At 67.6% G+C, this 19338-nt stretch carries 21 protein-coding genes; 16 read left to right on the top strand and 5 right to left on the bottom strand.

The window, feature by feature from the left end:
- Positions 1-20: 20 nt before the first annotated feature.
- Positions 21-947 carry a LysR family transcriptional regulator gene (locus KIK09_RS55635; protein ID WP_214327673.1) on the bottom strand — a complete coding sequence of 309 codons (927 nt, stop codon included), beginning with the start codon at positions 945-947 and terminating at the stop codon, positions 21-23.
- Between the two features lie 136 nt (positions 948-1083).
- Between KIK09_RS55635 and KIK09_RS55630 the strand changes: the two genes are divergently transcribed.
- The 13 genes from KIK09_RS55630 to KIK09_RS55570 all read left to right on the top strand — a co-directional run bounded on the left by KIK09_RS55630 (position 1084) and on the right by KIK09_RS55570 (position 12442).
- Complete coding sequence (locus tag KIK09_RS55630; protein WP_308164867.1) at positions 1084-1851, top strand: succinate dehydrogenase cytochrome b subunit; 768 nt, start codon at positions 1084-1086, stop codon at positions 1849-1851.
- Complete coding sequence (locus tag KIK09_RS55625) at positions 1848-3770, top strand: fumarate reductase/succinate dehydrogenase flavoprotein subunit (RefSeq protein ID WP_214327671.1); 1923 nt, start codon at positions 1848-1850, stop codon at positions 3768-3770. The genes KIK09_RS55630 and KIK09_RS55625 overlap by 4 nt, the downstream gene beginning before the upstream one ends.
- A 40-nt stretch (positions 3771-3810) precedes the next feature.
- Positions 3811-4551 (top strand): succinate dehydrogenase/fumarate reductase iron-sulfur subunit, encoded by a 741-nt coding sequence (locus tag KIK09_RS55620; RefSeq protein ID WP_214327670.1) that lies wholly within the window; start codon positions 3811-3813, stop codon positions 4549-4551.
- Positions 4552-4996: 445 nt separating this feature from the next.
- Entirely contained in the window at positions 4997-5239 is a 243-nt protein-coding gene (locus KIK09_RS55615; RefSeq protein WP_214327669.1) for a hypothetical protein, read from the top strand.
- Positions 5214-5726: a DUF6879 family protein gene (locus KIK09_RS55610; RefSeq protein WP_308164866.1), complete on the top strand. Its 513-nt coding sequence runs from the start codon at positions 5214-5216 to the stop codon at positions 5724-5726. The genes KIK09_RS55615 and KIK09_RS55610 overlap by 26 nt, the downstream gene beginning before the upstream one ends.
- A 9-nt stretch (positions 5727-5735) precedes the next feature.
- On the top strand, positions 5736-6584 hold the full coding sequence (locus tag KIK09_RS55605; protein ID WP_214327667.1) for a helix-turn-helix domain-containing protein: 849 nt from the start codon (positions 5736-5738) through the stop codon (positions 6582-6584).
- Between the two features lie 947 nt (positions 6585-7531).
- Entirely contained in the window at positions 7532-7747 is a 216-nt protein-coding gene (locus KIK09_RS55600; protein ID WP_250575397.1) for a DUF397 domain-containing protein, read from the top strand.
- A 183-nt stretch (positions 7748-7930) separates the two neighbouring features.
- Positions 7931-8212: a hypothetical protein gene (locus tag KIK09_RS55595; protein WP_214327666.1), complete on the top strand. Its 282-nt coding sequence runs from the start codon at positions 7931-7933 to the stop codon at positions 8210-8212.
- Between the two features lie 96 nt (positions 8213-8308).
- Entirely contained in the window at positions 8309-8488 is a 180-nt protein-coding gene (locus KIK09_RS55590) for a hypothetical protein (RefSeq protein WP_214327665.1), read from the top strand.
- Positions 8489-8665: 177 nt separating this feature from the next.
- Positions 8666-9256, top strand: coding sequence for a DUF4240 domain-containing protein (locus KIK09_RS55585; RefSeq protein WP_214327664.1), 591 nt, complete (start codon positions 8666-8668; stop codon positions 9254-9256).
- Positions 9257-9304: 48 nt separating this feature from the next.
- Entirely contained in the window at positions 9305-9715 is a 411-nt protein-coding gene (locus KIK09_RS55580) for a VOC family protein (protein WP_214327663.1), read from the top strand.
- A 102-nt stretch (positions 9716-9817) separates the two neighbouring features.
- Positions 9818-10705, top strand: coding sequence for an IS5 family transposase (locus tag KIK09_RS55575; protein ID WP_308164865.1), 888 nt, complete (start codon positions 9818-9820; stop codon positions 10703-10705).
- Between the two features lie 234 nt (positions 10706-10939).
- Positions 10940-12442, top strand: coding sequence for an ATP-binding protein (locus KIK09_RS55570; protein ID WP_214327662.1), 1503 nt, complete (start codon positions 10940-10942; stop codon positions 12440-12442).
- Positions 12443-12703: 261 nt separating this feature from the next.
- On the opposite strand, the gene KIK09_RS55565 is transcribed toward KIK09_RS55570, so the two are convergent.
- Entirely contained in the window at positions 12704-13522 is an 819-nt protein-coding gene (locus tag KIK09_RS55565) for a TetR/AcrR family transcriptional regulator (RefSeq protein WP_214327661.1), read from the bottom strand.
- Between the two features lie 83 nt (positions 13523-13605).
- Between KIK09_RS55565 and KIK09_RS55560 the strand changes: the two genes are divergently transcribed.
- Both KIK09_RS55560 and KIK09_RS55555 read left to right on the top strand, forming a co-directional pair.
- Positions 13606-14550 (top strand): ATP-binding cassette domain-containing protein, encoded by a 945-nt coding sequence (locus tag KIK09_RS55560; RefSeq protein ID WP_214327660.1) that lies wholly within the window; start codon positions 13606-13608, stop codon positions 14548-14550.
- Entirely contained in the window at positions 14547-15365 is an 819-nt protein-coding gene (locus KIK09_RS55555; RefSeq protein WP_214327659.1) for an ABC transporter permease, read from the top strand. Before KIK09_RS55560 ends, KIK09_RS55555 begins: the two co-directional genes overlap by 4 nt.
- A gap of 173 nt (positions 15366-15538) precedes the next feature.
- On the opposite strand, the gene KIK09_RS55550 is transcribed toward KIK09_RS55555, so the two are convergent.
- The gene (locus KIK09_RS55550) at positions 15539-16954 is read right to left on the bottom strand and encodes an alpha/beta hydrolase (RefSeq protein WP_214327658.1); all 1416 of its coding nucleotides are present in this window, start codon (positions 16952-16954) and stop codon (positions 15539-15541) included.
- 148 nt (positions 16955-17102) lie between these two features.
- Here KIK09_RS55550 and KIK09_RS55545 point away from each other — a divergent pair, with 148 nt between their 5' ends.
- Complete coding sequence (locus KIK09_RS55545) at positions 17103-17966, top strand: SDR family oxidoreductase (protein WP_214327657.1); 864 nt, start codon at positions 17103-17105, stop codon at positions 17964-17966.
- 4 nt (positions 17967-17970) lie between these two features.
- Here the strand turns inward: KIK09_RS55545 and KIK09_RS55540 are convergent, their stop codons facing one another.
- Together KIK09_RS55540 and KIK09_RS55535 are read right to left on the bottom strand one after the other, a co-directional pair.
- Positions 17971-18429, bottom strand: a complete 459-nt coding sequence (locus KIK09_RS55540; protein ID WP_214327656.1) for a hypothetical protein — start codon at positions 18427-18429, stop codon at positions 17971-17973.
- Between the two features lie 107 nt (positions 18430-18536).
- On the bottom strand, positions 18537-19193 hold the full coding sequence (locus tag KIK09_RS55535; RefSeq protein WP_214327655.1) for a methyltransferase domain-containing protein: 657 nt from the start codon (positions 19191-19193) through the stop codon (positions 18537-18539).
- Positions 19194-19338 lie beyond the last annotated feature (145 nt).

Raw genomic sequence — 19338 nt, 5'->3', positions numbered from 1 at the left:
GAGAGATTTCGCCGTTGGAGTCATTCTGCGATGAGCTCCACGCCTTCCGGAAGCGTGCCGTCGTTACCGGCCTCGACCAGAAATGACCGCAAGGCCGTGCGGAAGGCCTGCGCCGCGCGGGTCGGCTCGACGTCCTTGCGATGCGCGAGCGCGATCGTGCGGTTCAGCCCCGCCAGCGGGGTGCCGCGCAGCCCCGGCCGGCCCTCGAGCACCATCGACGGGACCACCGCCACGCCCAGCCCAGCCTCCACGAAGCGGAGCACGGCGTCCATCTCGCCGCCCTCCACCGCGAACCGGGGCTCGAACCCGGCGTTGCGGCAGGCGGCGAGCGTCGCCTCGCGCAGGTCGTAGCCGCGCCTGAACATGACCAGGGACTTGCCCCGCAGGTCCTCGACGTGCAGGTGCTTGCGCCGCGGCTCCTGCCCGCCGGTGGGCGCGACGACCACGAGGCTCTCGCGCAGGATCTCCTCGGTCACCAGGGACGGGTCGTCGTGCTGCAACGGGGTGATCACCAGGGACAGGTCGAGCTGCCCGCGGGCCAGCGCCCGCACCAGGTCACGCGAGCCGCCCTCCTCCACCAGCAGCTCGATGCCCGGGTAGTCGCTGTGGAAGCGGGCCAGCGCGTCGGCCAGCAGCCCCGCGCACAGCGACGGCGTGGCGCCCAGCCGCACCCGGCCCCTGCGCAGCCCGGCCAGCTCGGCCACCTCCTGCCTGGCGGTGTCGGCGTCGGCCAGCATCCTGCGCGCCAGCGGCAGCAGCGCCTCGCCCGCCTGGGTCAGCATCACGTTGCCCCTGGCCCGCGAGAACAGCGGGGCGCCCAGCTCGGTCTCCAGCGCCTTGATCTGCTTGCTCAGCGACGGCTGGGCGACCCGCATGCGCTCGGCCGCCTGCGTGAAGTGCCGGGCCTCCGCCACGGCCACGAAGTAGGCGAGTTGCTGCAACTGCATGTGACTTTGGTCGCAATCTCCCAGGTGGGTTTGGTACGGCTGGCCGTACAAACCAAGCATCATAGCCGGAGGCTATGGAAACCAGGCGTGTGATGACTTGGACGGGATCATGCCTGGATATCTAGCGTCGGAAGATGTGACAGCCACGATTGAGCGCGGGCACGCAACCGCGCCGGTTACCTCCCCCAAGAAGGCGACACCTGTCGCCAAGGCTCCAACGCCTCACAAGCGCCGTGGGTTCCTGAGCTCGTCGAACGGCAAGAAGGTCGTGATGGCCGTCACGGGCGCCGTCATGGTGGCCTTCCTGCTGCTCCACATGCTCGGCAACCTGAAGATCTTCCTGGGCAAGGAATCCTTCAACGACTACGCCGACGCGCTGCGCACGCTGCTCGAGCCGATCCTGCCCTACCGGACGGTGCTGACGATCATCGAGGCCGTGCTGGTCGCCTCGGTCGTCCTGCACGTGTGGGCGGCCATCTCGCTCACCCGCCAGGCGCGCAAGGCCAGGCCGGTCAAGTACGTGGCCAAGAAGTCGCAGGCCTCCGGCTACTCCACGCACATCCTGCGCTGGGGCGGCGTCACCATCGCGCTCTTCCTGGTCTGGCACCTGCTCGACCTCAGCTTCGGCGTGGTCAACCCGAAGGGGTATGACGCCGCGCCCGCCGACCGGATGGTCGCCGGGTTCGAGCCGGCGCGCTGGTGGGTGACCCTCATCTACATCGCGGCCGTGATCATGGTGGGCCTCCACCTGCGGCACGGCATCTGGAGCGTCTTCCAGACCGTCGGCTGGGCCAACCGCGCCCGCTACAAGGCGCTGAAGGCCAGTGCCGCGCTGATCTCCGCGGTCCTCGTCCTCGGCTTCCTGGCCCCGCCGCTGGCCGTCACGTTCGGAGTGATCAAGTGAACTACACCGAGGGTCCTGAGATCCGGGACACCAAGGCACCCGCCGGTCCGATCGAGGAGCGGTGGGAGAAGCGGAAGTTCGGCGCCAAGCTGGTCAACCCCGCCAACAAGCGCAAGCTCAACGTGATCGTGGTCGGCACCGGCCTGGCCGGCGGCTCGGCCGCCGCGACGCTGGGCGAGCTCGGCTACAACGTCAAGTCCTTCTGCTACCAGGACTCGCCGCGCCGGGCCCACTCCATCGCCGCGCAGGGCGGCATCAACGCCGCCAAGAACTACCGCGGCGACGGCGACTCGATCTACCGGCTGTTCTACGACACCGTCAAGGGCGGCGACTTCCGCGCCCGCGAGTCCAACGTCTACCGCCTGGCCCAGGTCTCGGTGAACATCATCGACCAGGCCGTGGCCCAGGGCGTGCCGTTCGCCCGCGAGTACGGCGGGCTGCTCGACACCCGCTCCTTCGGCGGCGCCCAGGTCTCCCGTACCTTCTACGCCCGCGGCCAGACGGGACAGCAGCTGCTGCTGGGCGCCTACCAGGCCCTGGAGCGGCAGATCGCGGCCGGGACCGTGACCATGTACACCCGGCACGAGATGCTCGACCTGATCGTCTCCGACGGGCGGGCGCGCGGCATCATCGTGCGAGACATGGTGACCGGCGAGATCGAGCGGCACCTGGCCGACGCCGTGGTCCTGGCGTCCGGCGGGTACGGCAACGTGTTCTTCCTGTCCACGAACGCCAAGGGGTGCAACACCACCGCGATCTGGCGGGCGCACGAGCGGGGGGCGTACCTCGCCAACCCCTGCTACACGCAGATCCACCCGACCTGTATCCCGGTGTCGGGGGAGTACCAGTCGAAGCTGACGCTCATGTCGGAGTCGCTGCGCAACGACGGGCGCGTGTGGGTGCCGGTGGCGGCCGGGGACTCCCGGGCTCCGGGCGACATCCCTGACGAGGAGCGCGACTACTACCTGGAGCGGATCTATCCGGCTTTCGGGAACCTGGTCCCGCGGGACATCGCCTCGCGGGCGGCCAAGAACGTCTGTGACGAGGGGCGCGGGGTCGGGCCCGGCGGGCTCGGGGTCTACCTGGACTTCCGTGACGCGATCTCCCGGCTGGGTCGCGACGCCGTCGCGGCCAAGTACGGCAACCTCTTCGAGATGTACGAGCGCATCACCGGCGAGGACCCGTACTCGCAGCCGATGCGGATCTACCCTGCGGTCCACTACACGATGGGCGGGCTGTGGGTGGACTACGACCTCCAGTCCACTATTCCCGGACTTTTCGTGATCGGTGAGGCCAACTTCTCCGACCACGGGGCCAACCGGCTCGGGGCTTCGGCTCTGATGCAGGGGCTCGCCGACGGATATTTCGTGCTTCCGACCACTGTTGGGGACTATCTCGCGAACGGTCCCTACGGTGAGGTCGACGACGAGGCCATCGCCGAGGCGGAGATCCGGGTCCGGCGCAAGATCGACCGGCTGCTGTCCGTCAACGGCGACCGTACGCCCGACTCCTTCCACCGCGAGCTGGGCAAGATCATGTGGGACTACTGCGGCATGGAGCGCACCGAGGAGTCGCTGCGCAAGGCCCTGGAGCTCATCCCCGCGCTGCGCGAGGAGTTCTGGCGCAACGTCAAGGTCTCCGGCACCTCCGAGGAGCTCAACCAGGTACTGGAGCGGGCCGGCCGGGTGGCCGACTTCTTCGACCTGGCCGAGCTCATGTGCCTGGACGCGCTGGTGCGCACCGAGTCCTGCGGCGGCCACTTCCGCGCCGAGTCCCAGGACGCCGATGGCGAGGCCCTGCGCGACGACGAGCACTTCGCCCACGTGTCGGCCTGGGAGTTCTCTGCCGAGGGGCCGGTGCTGCACAAGGAGCAGCTCGAGTACGAGTACGTCAAGATGAGCCAGCGGAGCTACAAGTGACCGCCCTTCCCGACCGCACGAACGACAAGGAAGCCCTGGGATGAATCTGACCCTTCGCGTTTGGCGCCAGAACGGCCCATCCGATGCCGGTCGGATGGTGACATATCAGGCCAAGGACGTCTCGCCCGACATGTCCTTCCTGGAGATGCTGGACGTCGTCAACGAGCAGCTAATCCTCGAGGGCGACGACCCGATCGCCTTCGACCACGACTGCCGCGAGGGCATCTGCGGCATGTGCGGCATGGTCATCAACGGCGTCGCCCACGGCGAGCAGCGGGCCACCACCACGTGCCAGCTGCACATGCGCCACTTCGAGGACGGCGCCACCGTCACCATCGAACCCTGGCGCGCGGCCCCCTTCCCCGTGGTCAAGGACCTCGTCGTGGACAGGTCCGCCTTCGACCGCATCATCCAGGCGGGCGGCTTCGTCTCGGTCCCTGCCGGCTCGGCGCCTGACGCCCACTCGATCCCGGTCCGCAAGGAGGACGCCGACAGCGCCTTCGACGCGGCCACCTGCATCGGCTGCGGCGCCTGCGTGGCGGCCTGCCCCAACGGCTCGGCCTCCCTCTTCACCGCGGCCAAGATCACCCACCTGTCGCTGCTGCCGCAGGGCCAGCCGGAGCGCCTCTCGCGCGCCAAGGCCATGGTCGACCAGATGGACGCCGAAGGCTTCGGCGGTTGCACCAACACCGGCGAATGCACCGCGGTCTGCCCCAAGGGCATCCCCCTGGACACGATCGCCCAGATGAACGCCGACTACCTCAAGTCCAACGCCAAGTAGCACCCGGTACGGCGGGCCGGGGTGGCCCGCCGTACAACTCCCAAGGGCAAGGTCTTCGCTTTCGCTCAGGCGCTCTTCCCAAAGGCGTGGTCATCGCGGTCGGCGCTTCGCGCTTGTTGCTCAGGCGTGTCTCCAGTCGGGCCCAGCCCCGACCCCTGCAGGTCTTCGCTTCGCTCAGGCGCCCTTCTGATGGCGCGCCTGCCGGCGCGCAAACCGCTGGCGCCGCCCCTCCGGCGCCTACGTCCGGGTGGTCCAGGACATCGGACCCCGCCACTGAACCCCTTCTTGTTGTTCTGGCTTGATCAGGGCTGTTGTCAGCACCGGGGCTGACGTTGTGCTGACCCGCGATGACCCGAGTCCAGGTCTCGCCCTTGACGACCTCGCGAACGCCGTTCAAGCTCGCCTGTGTGCAAGCTCGCACACATCCGGAGCAGTGGAGGCCATCATGGCGCTACGGTTCATCGGCATCGACGGCACCAGCGAGCACGGAGGTTGCCCCTCGGTCTGGGTCGACGACAAAGACGGCAGCTTCGTCATCCAAGGGATCGTGGTCACCGATCCGTCTGAGGTGGAGCAAGTCGTCGCACGAAGTCCGCTCGCGCCGGGCGAAATGATCGTTAGGCTTCCAGCGCATATGCGTGGCTACCTCCTGGAGGCGTGTGGTGAACGCGGCCCCGACGTTGGATGAGTTGCTCGGGCGCTGCACGCGCTCGGCGCTGCACCTCGAAATGCGCGACGGGTACGGCTACTCAAGCCCCGGGTATCGCGCCTGGCTGGAAGGGAAACCCTTCGACAGAACCGAGTTCGACGCTCCGTGGGTCAATCTGATCCGGAGGACAGTGGAACGCGGTGTAGGAGTTCGGCGCGCGCGGATCGTTTCAGAGCCCGTCAGCGACTACGTCCGATACGAGCATTCCGCGACACCGCATGCCAATCTGGCCGGTGGTGAGCTGGTTCGCTGGCTCCCCCGTCAGCGGGCCTCAGACCTCGCGCTCCCAGGGAACGACTTCTGGCTGTTCGACGAACAGCTTGTGCGGTTCGGCCTTCACTCCGGAAATGGAGAGGCCACCGGTTACGAACTCTCTGATGATCCCGCCGTGGTCAAGCTGTGCGCCACAGCGTTCGAGGCCGTATGGGAGCGCGGCATCGAACACGTCGAGTACCAACCCAGCTGATCTCGGCACGTGGCAACCTCACCGTCGTCCAGCGCCCAGCAGGCCCGCCTGGCAATCGGAAAGCGGCTTCGGGAGATCCTTCGTGACTCCGGCATCACTGCTCGGGCGCTGGCTCAGGCGGCCGGGTGGGACGAGTCCAAGTGTTCACGCCTGATCAACGGCCGCACGCTCCCTTCCGACGCCGATATCCGCGTGTGGTGCCAGATCTGCGGCGTTGAGGAAGAGATCCCCGATCTGATAGCGGCCAGCCGCAGCGCCGACAGCATGTATGTCGAGTGGAAGCGGCTACAGCGCAGCGGCATGAAGCGCCTGCAAGAGACGCGGGTGTCCCTGTACGAGCAAACCCGACTGTTCCGCTTCTACTGCTCACAGTTCATGCCGTGGCCCCTTCAGACCCCCGGCTACATGCGGGCCGTACTCACGGCCTTCGCCGAGTTCCACGATGCTCCCCGCGACATCGACGAAGCCATCACCGCACGGACGGCCCGAAGCCGTCTCCTGTACGAGGGAGACCACCGGTTCGCCATCCTCCTGGAGGAGTCCGTCCTCCACGATCGAATCGCTGGTGACGATGTCATGGCGGGTCAGCTTGGCCAGCTCCTGGAGGGAATGTCTCTGCCCTCCATCTCCTTGGGGATCATTCCCTCTGACGTACGTCGGAGGCTTTGGACCATGGAAACCTTCTCGATCTACGACGACCAGCGGGTGTTCGTTGAGCTCCTTTCTGCGGGTGTGACGGTCACCCAACCACACGAGATCGGGCTCTACATCAAGGGGTTCACTGAACTGGCGGCCAGTGCTGTCTATGGGAGAAAGGCGCGCGCTTTGATCACGGCGGCAATCGCCGGTCTGGGCTGACACACGCAAGTTCGTACAAGTTCGTAGAGCCACCGAAGTGCCTGCTCCTACCGTCGATGCATGCCCCCTGGAGACACGACACCAGCCGTTTCTCGAGCCCCTGAGATCTACGTGGGTCACCTCACGCCCGCCGAGCTGGACGAGATCGGTCCGTCCGCTGAGTCTCTTCCCCGGCCATCGTGGACTCGGGAGCAGTACCGAGAGCAGTTGATCGCCCGTGGTGTCGTCGATTCCACGGCGCCTACCGCGCTGGGTATAGACGGCTTTCTGGAACTGGCCGAAGAGTTCGGCGTCTTGGAGAAGCGGCCTAACACGGCACCCCTGCCGATGGCCCGCCAGCGTGAGCCCAGTGCATGACCAACCAGGAGCCGGAAGGGCTCGCGTCAGGTCGAGGGCAAGGCGGTGATCCGAGGATGCGGTGGGACAACCCGCAACCCTTCGTGATCGAGGGCTGGATCGTGATGGATGGAGCCGGTGGGGGCTACATCGCGATGCGGATCGCCGCCCAAGCCGACAGGGTCAACGTGGTATGCGCTAAGGATGCCCAGGCATTGCGTCGGCGGATTGCCTGCGTCGAGGGGATCACCCCACTCCAGTTAGTCACCCGTCAGCCACGCGGGCGCGCACATCCTAGGGCGGTGAGCTAGCCGTGACGCTCGAAGAGCTGAAAGTGAAGTACGGCTCACAGTGGGAGTTCTTCCCCGACCTGGCCATAGGGGTTGCGGCGGCGCGCTGGAGAGTCCCGTCATCCGACGAGTATGCGCGGGGTCTACTTCCGGTGCTTCTCGCGGGGGACTTGAACGGACTTATAGCGCGACTGGACGAGCAGGCGGCGCGTGCTCGTCCGCCGCGCGCCTAGACGCACGGCTGGCTGCTGCACTCGGACGCGGCCACAGCCGTGCCACCACCTCGGGCCATCCGGCCCGAGCGTGAAGGAGGGCAGACAGATGGACCTGTACACAAAGGACCCCGGCCCGCTGGAGTTCCGCCGCATGTGCGGCGGCAACAACAACGAGGACGGCGAAGGCGAATCCTGCGTGGAGATCGCCCCGCTTCCGGGGGAGAACGACGCGTTCGCGCTGCGTGACTCGAAGAACCCCGGTGCCGGGACTCTCCGCTTCACCGGTGCCGAGCTTCGCGCCGCCGGGTTGAGGACCATCTAGTACCGCCACCCGCAGACGGCTCCCTGCCCGCCTGAATCAGGCAGGGAGCCGTCCCACATTCGACTGTACGGGGGACCGTTGCACTGGCACGCATACACCTGGCTCGGGCACGGTGCTGACCTGGCTCGTGAGGCTGAACGACGGCCCACCTCACCGGACTTCATAACCTCGCTCCTGCCGCCGATGCGGACCGGTGAATGGCTGGCCAAACCGGCAAGCCGGATCGCGGAGACGTTCGATGACCTGAACAAGGCCGTGGAATGGATGACGCGCGAGTATGCCCCGCCCGCTGGATCTGGCGATTCGATCCCGCTGGACAGCCGCGAAGCACTGGCAACTGATCTGCTGCCGCGCGGCGTGGATGTGCAGTGGGGTGAGTGGCTGAGCGGTGGCCACTTCATCACGGTAGGCATGATCTGCTGCCCCAATCGGCACGTGAACCACCCTTGCCCAACCGCTCGCTAACAGGCTCCCAACTGGTCGGCCGTCTGGTCGCTGAACGCGCTGAGTTCACGCGGACCTGGCCAGTTGTGAATCTGACCCGGTCGGCGTCCGGCGCTGATGTACAGCACGCCCGACGGCAACAAGACCCTGACCGCCTCGCTGAACTATGTGGACGACGCCGCATTGCCCCTGGCAGAAACGTTCCAGAAGGCGACGCAGAGGCTCGTCAAGGAGGTGTTCTGCGGCGAGCAGGCTGGATCGGCCGACGCGGCCTGCCGGCTCAGTAGACAGCGCTGAGCACCAGACTCCTTCCGGTCGTGGATCAGGTAGAGCGCGAACTGGGCCAGGCCAAGCTCGCTCAGCTCGGCTGGCCGCCTGTAAAGAAAGGCCGGTTTGACCCGCGCGGATCATGGCGAGTTTTGCGGTCACGGGGCCTCTTGGCCGGTGGGTGGTTGACTGCCATGATCGCTCGGCGTGGACATCGATGAGTTTTGGAACCTGATCGAGCAGTCCGGGCGTGAGACGGATGGGAAGAAAGCACGCCTGGCGTGGCTTAGGGAGCGGCTGGAGCGCCGTTCAGCCGAGGAGATCGTGGATTTCGCGTCGTGGCTGCTCGTGGCCAGGCGTCGGGTGGACACGTGGTTGATGTGGGGCGCCATGCGCGCTTTGTTTGGAGGCGGCTCCGGGGACGGCTTCTGGTACTTCCAGATGTGGCTCGTGGGCCTGGGTCGTGAGGTGTTCGAGCGGGTGGCTGAAGATCCAGATGCCCTGGCCGATGTACCGGAGGTCCACCGCCTGCTGGCCATCATGCGGCAGCATCACACATGGACCAACGATGACTGGCCGGAGTTCGAATGCTTGGACTACGTGGCTGACGAAGCCTGGGAACGAGTGACAGGAACAGCCGAGGAAGGTCTCGCCGAGGTCCTCATGGCTCGTGGGTACGAGTTGTGTGCGCTCCCCGACCCGGGCGACGAGGAATGGGAACTGGACGATGACGAGGAGAGCTCGCGAAGGTTGCCCCGAATCGCTCAATGCATGCGAGAGTTGTACGGCGACGCCTAGGGTCTGTCTCAAAGTCCAGCTTATTTGATCTTGTGACAGGATCGCGGGATGCTGCGACTCACCGACTTCATCATCGACTGCCCGGATGCGATGAAACTGGCGGCCTTCTACTCCGAGGTGACGGGTCGCCCGGTCAAGGAGGGCAGCCACGAGAACTGGGCCGGTATCCAGTTCGGCGAGATCGAACTGGCCTTCAACCCGGTGGAGGACTACCGCGCCCCGCAGTGGCCCGACAGCGAGCACCCCAAGCAGTTCCACCTCGACTTCGAAGTCGACGACATCGAGGCCGAACAGAGCCGCGTCCTGGCCCTCGGCGCGTCCCTGCAGCAGGACTCCATCGGCCCCGACGGCTACGGCTGGCGCGTCTACACCGACCCCGTCGGCCACCCCTTTTGCCTCTGCCGCAACAAGGGTGTCGTCTGGACCGACCAGGGCCTCATCTGGCCCAAGCGCGCCTAGGCCTGTCTCAAAGGCGATCAACGGCGTGTCATAGCCGGATAGGCAGGGAGGTCTCCGATAGAGGGTTCATCGACCAAGACGAACCTCATATCCGGAGACCTCGTGGCCACCGTAGCGGTGACGCGGCGGTTCGACCTGACCGATGCGCAGTGGGCGCGGCTGGAACCGCTGCTGCCCACACCCAAAGGTCCGGGGCGGCCATCGCAGTGGACCAAGCGTCAGCTGATCGACGGGATCCGGCGGCGGGTGCGGGTCGGGTCGCCATGGCGGGACGTGCCGGAGTGCTACGGGTCTTGGCAGGCGCTCTACTCGTTGTTCGCCGCTGGGCAGCGCAGCGGGGTGTGGCAGCACATCATCACCGCGTTACAGGTCCGGGCGGATGTGGTCGGCCTGATCGCCTGGGATGTCCGTGTGGATTCCACGATCGTGCGGGCCCATCAGCACGCGGCCGGAGCACGCTTGCTCGCGCAGAAGGAATCGGCGGGCGGCGTCACCGCCGACCAGGCGTTCGGGCGGTCGCGGGGCGGTCTGACCACGAAGATCCACCTGTCGTGTGAGCAGCGGCAGAAGGTGCTGTCCCTGCTCCTGACCGCCGGGCAGCGGGGTGACAGCCCGCAGTTCCAGCCCGTCCTGAACAGGATCAACGTGCCGAGGATGGGAGCGGGCCGAGCACGGACTATTCCGGATCGGGTCCGCGCCGACAAGGCCTACAGCTGCCATGCCAACCGCGCTTATCTGCGTCAACGGGGTATCGGCTGCACGATCCCGGTGAAGGTCGACCAAGCCCGGCACCGCAGGAACCGAGGCCGTCACGGCGGACGGCCACCGGCCTTCAGCCGCGATGACTACCGCCTGAGGCACGCTGTGGAGTGCGGTATCAACCGCCTCAAGAGGCACCGCGCCGTGGCCACCCGCTACGACAAACTCGCCGTTCGTTACGAGGCCACCGTACACATCACCGTTCTCAACGACTGGCTGACCTCACTTTGAGACAGGCTCTAGATACGAGATCGATTCCCGGGGCGTCAGCGAGTTCCCGCTGGTAGCGGTTGGCGGGGGCTTTGACCTCGGTCACCTAGATGGGCGCCGCTGGGGTGGGCATGGCGCGCGAACATGCGAGGCCACTGCGGACTGTGGGAAACATGCATTTGCTTCGTGACCTGCGGTGATTTCATGTCTGCTTGCGTGCTACCTAATTTGTATGCTTGGTGACATACTAATTAGGTGACACCCGCACAGAAGCCTGCCCAGGTCCTGGCCAGAGATGCCGAGTGGGCCGCTCTCGCTCAGTTCGTCAACCATGTCGACCCGCAGTTGCGGCTGGGTGTGGTGTCGGGGCGGCGGCGGGTCGGGAAGAGCTATCTGCTGCGTGCTCTGGCGCAGGAGAGCGACGGCCTGTATGTGACCGCGGTCGCCGAGGAGGGGGTCGCCGTCGCGCGGCGGCGGTTCGCTGCTGACATCGCCAGGTATGCCGGGATCGGGACCGAGCTCGTCGGCGACGCCGACTGGGAGACGCTCCTGAGCACCGCGATCGATCTGGTCGTCCGACGATCGGGCTCCCGTGGGCTGCTGGTCATCGACGAGTTGCCGTACTGGATGGCGCACTCCCCGGAGTTGCCCGGGCTCCTGCAGTACCTCTACGACGGGTCGCAGTCGAGGGCCAGGGACGGCGGCGGGCGGGTGATCGTGTGCGGGTCGGCCATGTCGGTCATGAACGAGCTGCTGTCCGGCGCCAAGGCGCTGCGTGGGCGGGCGGCCGTCGATCTGCGCCTGCAGCCCTTCGATCCGGCCACGACGGCTCGCCATTGGGGGATCGAGGACGCCGGCACCGCGCTGCGCCTGCACGCCATTCTCGGTGGCTCGCCCGGCTATCGGAACCTGGCCAACGTCCCGCCGCCGCAGAGCCTCACCGGGCTGGACGAGTGGGTGCCTGCGACGGTCATGGATCCGAGCCAGGCGCTCTACTCGCGCAGCGAGACCGAATACCTGCTGAGGGAGGACCCGAGGTTCACCGGCAGCGCCCTGCACTACGCGATCATCAACGCGGTCGCCGGCGGCGCGACCAGCCCTGCGAAGATCGGCGGGCTTGTCGAACGTGACAGGACCTCCTTGGCCCGCCCCATCGAGGCGCTGGTCAGCGCGGGCTTCCTAAGATACGAGAGCGATCCTCTGTGGGATCGGCGGCCGCTCATCACGGTGGCAGACCCCATCGTCCGCTTCCACAACCTCGTCACGGTCGCCCAGCGGGACCTGGTCGAGGCGGGACTGCCTGGACAGGCCTGGCTCAACAGCCGCCCGACCTTCACCTCACGCATCCTCGGACCGCATTTCGAGGAGTGCGCCAGGGAGTGGCTCCGCCCGCGCATCGGCGCGACCCGAGTCGCCTCGACGGTTGTGAACGACGGTCGCGGCCAGGCCAGGCACGAGGTCGACGTGGTGGCGGTCGACAAGGGCTCCGGACGGATCCGGTTGCTAGGCGAGGCCAAGGCGACGATCACCAAGAGAGGCGTGGCCGACCTGGACCGCTTGGACCAGGTCAAGACGCTGCTGGCTCAGCAGAAGCACAACACCGCTGACGCCATCCTGGCGGTGTTCTCGCTCGAGGGCTTCCACCCCGATCTGATCAGTACAGCACGCCGCAGAGGCGACGTCCTCCTGGTGGACCTTCCAGCACTACTCGGCCACGGCGCCCCACCCGTGAGCCCCGCGCACCTGATCACGACATGACGCAAGACTGCCCAGCTCCTAGCTCTTCTGAGGACGCGCAAACCCCTCCGGGCGAGTTCGCGCTAGGGCCCGTTCCCGTCCGGGGCGGTGGTCACCCGGTCGCGATGGCCTGGCCGTGCTCGCCATCGAGATCGAGCTCATCGGCGAACCCGAGTAACCCCCTCATAACCCCTCGCCCGGTCCCTGACGCTGTCGCCGCGCTGGACCGGTTCACCTTCGAAGGCATCGCCACCGCGGCCGTCACACTGCCGCGCGGACAGTCTATTTCGCTCTTGATGCCCTCTTGGGTGGTCGACTACGACTCTGCCCTGGCCCGTCCTGACCTTCCCGCCCCTCTCCGTGTGCCGACATCGGAGACTCAGCCATTGATGGGAGGGCCCCGGCGATGCAGTCGAGGACGCGCTGGAGCCCGTACCGGAACTGGTCGTCGCGGCTCAGGTGCGGCTGGCGCGCCTCCATCACGATCTTGGTGAAGATCGGGTAATCCCCGCTCTTCACCAGCTGGTCGACGTACGGGTAGCTCCGCGCCATCCACTCCGACTCGCTGAGCCCGCTGCGGCGGAATTCCTCGGCCGAGCTGATCTCCTCGCGGACGGTGCCCTCGATGTAGCCGTTCAGCACGGCCATGAGGCCGAGGTTCTCGTCGATGGAGACGAAGGCGTCGAGCACTCCCATCAGCCGTTCGATCAAGAGCAGCTGGTTGGGGCCGAGGCTGGGGAGTGACCGCTGCACGGTGGCGATCCACGGGTGCCTCAGCCACATGGCCCGCAGCCCGTCGGCGTAGCGGGTCAGGTCGGCGCGCCAGTCGCCCGAGGGCATGCCCGTGACGTCGATCTCGCCCATCACCCGGTCGGCCATGAGCTCGACCAGGTTGTCGCGGCTCGGGACGTACCGGTAGAGCGACATCGCGCCCGCGCCGATCTCGGCGGCGATCCGCCGCATGGTGGCGGCCTCCAGCCCTTCGGCGTCGGCGATCCGGATCGCCGCCTCGGTGATCTGCGCGCGGCTGTAGGAGGGCTTCCGCCCGTAGGTCAGGCGTTCTGGCCGCATCCAGATGTTCACGTACTCGGCGTCGGTCACCGCTTCACCCCCTCGGTTGCGTACATGGTACCCAATCGCTTAGCCTTCCCGATATCGCGTACAAGGTACTCAATGGAGGGATCATGACGGATCCGATCGTGGTCGCCGAGGGGTTGCACAAGTCCTTCGGCGGCACCCATGCGCTACGGGGCCTGGACCTGAGTGTCCCGAGAGGGAGGGTCTGCGGCGTGCTCGGGCCGAACGGCGCCGGGAAGACGACCGCAGTGCGCATCCTGGCTACCCTGTCCGATCCCGATGCCGGGCACGCCCGCATCGCCGGATACGACGTCGTCCGCGAGGCCGGCAAAGTACGCGAGCAGATCGGGCTCGCGGGCCAGTACGCCGCCGTGGACGAGAAGCTCACCGGCCGCGGCAACCTGCGCATGTTCGGGCGCCTCTACCACCTATCCCGCCGCCAGGCGCACCGGCGGGCCGACGAGCTGCTGGAGCGCTTCGGCCTGATGGACGCGGCCGACCGCCCGGTTCTCGGCTACTCCGGTGGCATGCGCCGCCGACTCGACCTGATCACCTGCCTCATCCTGCGCCCCAAGGTGCTCTTCCTGGACGAGCCCACCAACGGCCTGGACCCGCGCAGCCGCGGCGAGATCTGGGACAGCGTCCGCGAGCTGGTGGCCGATGGCACCACGGTGCTGCTCACCACGCAGTATCTGGACGAGGCCGACCGCCTGGCCGACGACATCGCCGTCATCGACCACGGGCAGGTGATCGCCACCGGCACGCCCGACGAGCTGAAGGCCACGATCGGGGACCGCCTCGACGTCACCCTCGAAGACCCCGCCGCGCTGTCTGCGGCGATGACCGTCCTGAACGCCCTCGCCGGCACCGATCCCGCGCCGACGGGCGCCGACGGGCTCAGCGTCGTCCTGCCCGTCGGCGGGCTCCGGCTCGCCGACATCGTGCGTGAGCTTGACCACGCGGGAGTCGCCGCGGCCGACGTGCGGCTGCGCCGCCCCACCCTCGACGAGGTGTTCCTGCGCCTCACCGACCGTAAGGAGCCCGTCCGATGACCGCCCTCACCTCACCACTGCGTCGCCTGGGCTGGACGTTCACCGACGGGCTGACCCTGGTCGGCCGCGAGCTGGGACGGCTGCGGCAAGAACCGGGGCAGATTGTCGCCGCGCTGGTCTTCCCGGCCGTCATGGTGGTGCTGTTCGGGTACGTCTTCGGCAGCGCGATCCAGGTGCCGGACAGCGGCAACTATCGCGAGTACCTCATGCCCGGCCTGTTCGCGATGGTGACCTTCTCAGCGTGGTTGGGGGTCATGACGCGGATGGCCAACGATGCCTCCCGCGGTGTGATGGACCGGTTCCGCTCCATGCCGATGGCGCGCTTGGCGGTGCCGTTCGGGCAGACCGGCGCCGACCTGCTGACCGGCCTGCTGATGCTGGCCATCATGGTGGGCACGGGCCTGCTGGTGGGCTGGCAGCCGCACCGCGGCCTGATCCCCACGGCCCAGGCGTTCCTGCTGATGATCGTGCTGCGGTACGCGCTGAGCTGGGTGGGCGTCTATGTGGGCCTGGCGGTGAAGAACGATCAGGTCGCCGACGCGATGGTGCCGCTGGGCCTGCCGTTCACGATGCTGTCGAACGCGTTCGTCCCGACCGGCGGCATGCCGGGCTGGCTGCGCTTCCTGGCCGACTGGAACCCGGTCAGCGCGCTCACCGCCGCCTCACGGGAGCTGTTCGGCAACCCTGGCGCCCCGTCCGGAAACGCGGCCTGGCCACTCGCGCATCCGGTGACCGCCGTCCTGCTCTGGTCGGCCGCGCTGCTGGTGATCTTCGTCCCGCTGTCGCTCCGCGCCTACATGCGTAGAGGACGCTGAACGCTCCAGGCATCTGCAGCTTCTCGACCAAAGAGCATTTCCGCGCGGGCGGGCCCACGCCCGTCCCGCTAGCCGAAGATCACCAGACCACTTCGCGCATCCGTGCAGGCGACTTCGGAAAGCGACACTGACCTTTGAAGAGACGGTTAGGGAGCCTTGTGCCGGCCGCCCTTCTATCGGCAGACGGTGCCGGTAGGGGGAAGCTTGCCCGACACCAGGTACTCGTCGATGCGGGCCGTGGCGCACGGTGCCCTGAGGTAGGAGCTGTGGCCGTTGCCGCCGTTCTCGTCGTTCGTCAGCAGCCCGGAGCCCTGGATGCGGGACGACAGGCTCCTCGCCCATGACAGCGGAGTGGCAGGGTCGTGGGTGTTGCCGACCACGAGCACCGGCGGCACGCCGCGGACCTCCAGCGGGCGTTGCGGGTTCGTCGGCGGGATCAGCCAGCCGAGGCAGCCTGCCGTCATGTCCCAGAACTCCGAGGTGCCCTTCATGTGTGGCGACAGCTTCCTGACGCGGTCGAGCCTGGCGCGGAGGTCACGATAGCCGTCGATGCCGTGGGCGATGTCGAGGCAGAGTATGGACCGATAGGCCGCGGTGCTCGCCGCGTCGTCGAGGGCGGCGCCACGCATTGAGGCGAGGATCTGCGCGTCGCCGTTCTCGGCCTGGACGATGCCGGTGGCCAGGCCTCCGCCGTACTCGGGAAGCTGATCGAGGAAGACGTAAGCGACGTAGCGCAGTTCCTCCGCGGTCATCGGACGACCGTTCTTGACCGGGATCGGCTCCCGCTCGGCTTCGGCCACCAGGTCGTCCCACACCCGCGCCACGTCGCGGCCGTGCAGCGCGCAGGTCTGCTCCTGGGCGCACCAGTCCACGAAGCGTTCGAAGGAGTCCTCCACGGCTACGGTGGCGTCGGTGACCAGCCGCTCGGAGTCGAGGCTGTGGTCCACGGCGCCGTCGAGCGCCATCGTCCGGACCCTGCCGGGGAACAGCCGCGCGTACTCGGCGCCCAGCATGGTGCCGTACGACTTGCCAAGGAAGCTGATCTTCGACTCTCCCAACGCGGCTCTGACCGCGTCGAAGTCACGAGCCACGCTCGTGGTGTCGATCTCGCCGAGCAGGGGACCGGTCCCCGCCAGGCAGCTGGAGCTGACGGCCCGGTTGTGCGCCACCAGCTCGCGGTATTGGGCGGGGGTCTTGGGGAACTCTGACACGGCCGGGTCGTGGACCGGCAGCTTGCAGGTGACGGCCGAGCTCTCGCCGACTCCGCGCGGGTCTATGCCGATGACGTCGAACCGGCGGAGTAGTTCGCTGCTCACCGCGTAGGCCGGGTAGTCGCGCACCACCATCGCGGCCTGGCCGCCGGGGCCGCCGGGATTGAAGAAGAGGGTGCCGAGGCGTTCGCCGGTGGCTTTGTGGCGAACGACGGAGAGCTTGATCGTGGGGCCAGTCGGAGAGTCCCAGTCGAGCGGGACCTCGACGGCGCCGCACTCCGCCTGATGCTCGCCACAGGCGTGCCACGCGATGGACGGCGAGGCGGGCGCCGGAGTCGGAGACAACGCCAGCAGAAGTGCCAGGAGGGCATGGTTCATGCCAGGCAACGATGCCCCGCGAACTCGATCATGAGTATCGGCCGAAGGACCGACCTGCCGGCTGCTTCATGTGACTTAGGTCTCAACGCGTCACACTTCGCGGCGGGCGGCTCTCTTGGGATGTGTCACCGACCAAGAGGAGTTCGAGATGACCATTCTGGTTACCGGCGCGACAGGGACCGTGGGGCGGTTCGTCGTGCGGCATCTGCTCGACGCGGGGGAGAAGGTGCGGGCCGTGACCCGGCGGCCGGACGTCGCGCGGTTCCCCGAGGGGGTGGAGGTCGTCGCGGGGGACATGACGGACGCGGCGCGCATGGCCGAGGCGTTCGAGGGGGTCACCGCCGCCCATCTGATCAACTTCGGCGACGGGTACCGGCCGCTCGGCATCGGGCAGGAGATCGCGGACGCCGCCGTGCGGGCCGGGATCCGGCGGGTCACGATACTGGGCGGCTGGGAGGAGGGTTCGCTGGAGCCTGCCGTACGGGCCAGCGAACTGGAGTGGACGCAGCTGCAGCCGATCGAGTTCATGAGCAACACGCTCAACGACTGGGCGCCCAGGCTGCGCGCCGAGGGCGTCATCCGCGAGCCGTACGGCGGGCGGAAGAGCGCGCCGGTGCACGAGTCCGACATCGCGGCCATCGCGGCGGTGGCACTGGCGGAGGGCGGGCACGGCGGGCAGGCGTACCGCATCTCGGGGCCCGAGGTGCTGACCCCGCGTGACAAGATCCGGATCCTGGCCGAGGCCACGGGCCGCGACCTGGCCTTCGTCGAGCTGACGCCGGAGCAGACGCGGCGGGAGTGGATCGAGGAGGGCACGCCGCCGGACCTGCTGCTGCTCCAGGTGATGGGCGATGTCGACGCACGGACGAAGGTGGAGTTCCTGCTACGGGTGTACGGCGGCGATCAGGAGATCGGCCGGACCGTGACCGACGCGGTGACAAAGGTCACCGGTCGACCGGCACTCACCTTCGCCCAGTGGGCGACCGAGAACGCGCACGCCTTCCTACCCTGAACCCTCAACTTCCCCTGTTCCTGTTCATGATCACGGTGAGGATGCGACGGGAGGGCGGGATCGCCAGGACCCATACCGCGGCAGCCGCGGCGGCGCCGATGGTGTTGTGGAACGGCAGGCCGACGGCCTCGGCGCCGAGACGGAAAGCGAAGAAGAGGCCGGCGAAAGCGAGCCCCCATCCGATGTAGAAGACCAACTCGAGGTCGGAGATCGGCGACTTCCTGCGGACGGAGGATCGGCGGCGCTGCAGGATCGCCGTCGCAGCCCACAGTCCCAGCCCCACCACCATGGTGATGTCGTGCCAAGGCCGAGGGAAGTCGAACGACGCGTAGGTGATGAAGAAGATGAGCGCGCTGAGAAGCACGTAGGGGAGAGCGAAGTAGTGGTGGACGATCTCGTCGCGAGTCCTGCCCTGGAGCCTGTTGATGTCATCGAGCGCGGATTGGGCATCGTGCGGGTGCATGAGCTCCCCTGAGCGTCGAAGTACTTTCCTATGAGGAAAGTAGCATGCCACTTTCCTCATGGGAAAGTAGCTATGGCGGAGATCACCTGCTTCGCCTGTCCGCGGCCTCAGGCCTTGACCGCGACCACCAGGAAGATCAGGCAGCTTGCCAGGAACGGTCCGGCGGCCAGCTCGGTCAGCCAGTCCTCCGCCGCGGCGCCCAGGCAGCGCCGGGCGTTGCGTCGCAGGCCGAGGAGCTGGTCGGCGGCGTCGAAGTCGGTGATGACCGGCGCCGAGGCCACCACCGAGGTGACGGAGAACCCGGCCTCCGCGCACAGGCGCGGCAGCGCCCGCCCGATCGTGGCGTTACGCACCACCTGCGAGGTGATGAAGCCCGTCAGCGTACGGCCGGCCGTCAGGTTCGCCGAGTCGATCAGCAGCCCGTCCCAGTCCGGCTCGGCCAGCGCGATCCGCGCCCCCGGCCGGGCCACGCGCCCGATCTCGCACAGCACCCGCCGCGGATCGGCCACGTGCTGCAGCACCCGATCGGTCCGCGCCCGATCGACCGACCCGTCCTCCAGCGGCAACGCGTGCGCGTCACCCACGAGCACATCGACGATCTCGTGTACGGCGAGCCGCTCGCGGGCCGTCTCCGCCGACACCAGGTCGTGGTCGACCCCGATCACCGAACCCGTCGGGCCGGCGGCGTCGGCCAGCTCGCCCAGGTCGGTGCCGGGCCCGCAGCCGACGTCGAGCACCGCGTGCCCGGGGTGGACGTCCAGCATGGACAGCAGTTGCCGCTTTTGACGTGCTCCTCCGCATGAATGTGGAGGATTCCTGTGCTGCTTACGCAGCAGCTCGCAGCGCGGGCGCGGGCGAGACTGTGGGACAGGATGCTTGACGCTTCACAGGCCCCGGTATCCCGGAGTC

The sequence above is a fragment of the Nonomuraea sediminis genome, from assembly GCF_018531495.1.
Classification (GTDB): Bacteria; Actinomycetota; Actinomycetes; order Streptosporangiales; family Streptosporangiaceae; genus Nonomuraea; species Nonomuraea sediminis.
This window is presented reverse-complemented; position numbering and strand designations above follow the sequence as displayed.

Bases quoted from the DNA above. Each gene is read 5' to 3' on its own strand.
- KIK09_RS55535 (WP_214327655.1), bottom strand. From the start codon at position 19,193: ATGCTGGACGTCCACCCCGGGCACGCGGTGCTCGACGTCGGCTGCGGG.
- KIK09_RS55620 (WP_214327670.1), top strand. From the start codon at position 3,811: ATGAATCTGACCCTTCGCGTTTGGCGCCAGAACGGCCCATCCGATGCC.
- KIK09_RS55560 (WP_214327660.1), top strand. From the start codon at position 13,606: ATGACGGATCCGATCGTGGTCGCCGAGGGGTTGCACAAGTCCTTCGGC.
- KIK09_RS55550 (WP_214327658.1), bottom strand. From the start codon at position 16,954: ATGAACCATGCCCTCCTGGCACTTCTGCTGGCGTTGTCTCCGACTCCG.
- KIK09_RS55595 (WP_214327666.1), top strand. From the start codon at position 7,931: ATGCGGACCGGTGAATGGCTGGCCAAACCGGCAAGCCGGATCGCGGAG.
- KIK09_RS55635 (WP_214327673.1), bottom strand. From the start codon at position 947: ATGCAGTTGCAGCAACTCGCCTACTTCGTGGCCGTGGCGGAGGCCCGG.
- KIK09_RS55540 (WP_214327656.1), bottom strand. From the start codon at position 18,429: ATGCACCCGCACGATGCCCAATCCGCGCTCGATGACATCAACAGGCTC.
- KIK09_RS55615 (WP_214327669.1), top strand. From the start codon at position 4,997: ATGGCGCTACGGTTCATCGGCATCGACGGCACCAGCGAGCACGGAGGT.
- KIK09_RS55545 (WP_214327657.1), top strand. From the start codon at position 17,103: ATGACCATTCTGGTTACCGGCGCGACAGGGACCGTGGGGCGGTTCGTC.
- KIK09_RS55590 (WP_214327665.1), top strand. From the start codon at position 8,309: ATGTACAGCACGCCCGACGGCAACAAGACCCTGACCGCCTCGCTGAAC.
- KIK09_RS55555 (WP_214327659.1), top strand. From the start codon at position 14,547: ATGACCGCCCTCACCTCACCACTGCGTCGCCTGGGCTGGACGTTCACC.
- KIK09_RS55580 (WP_214327663.1), top strand. From the start codon at position 9,305: ATGCTGCGACTCACCGACTTCATCATCGACTGCCCGGATGCGATGAAA.
- KIK09_RS55600 (WP_250575397.1), top strand. From the start codon at position 7,532: ATGGACCTGTACACAAAGGACCCCGGCCCGCTGGAGTTCCGCCGCATG.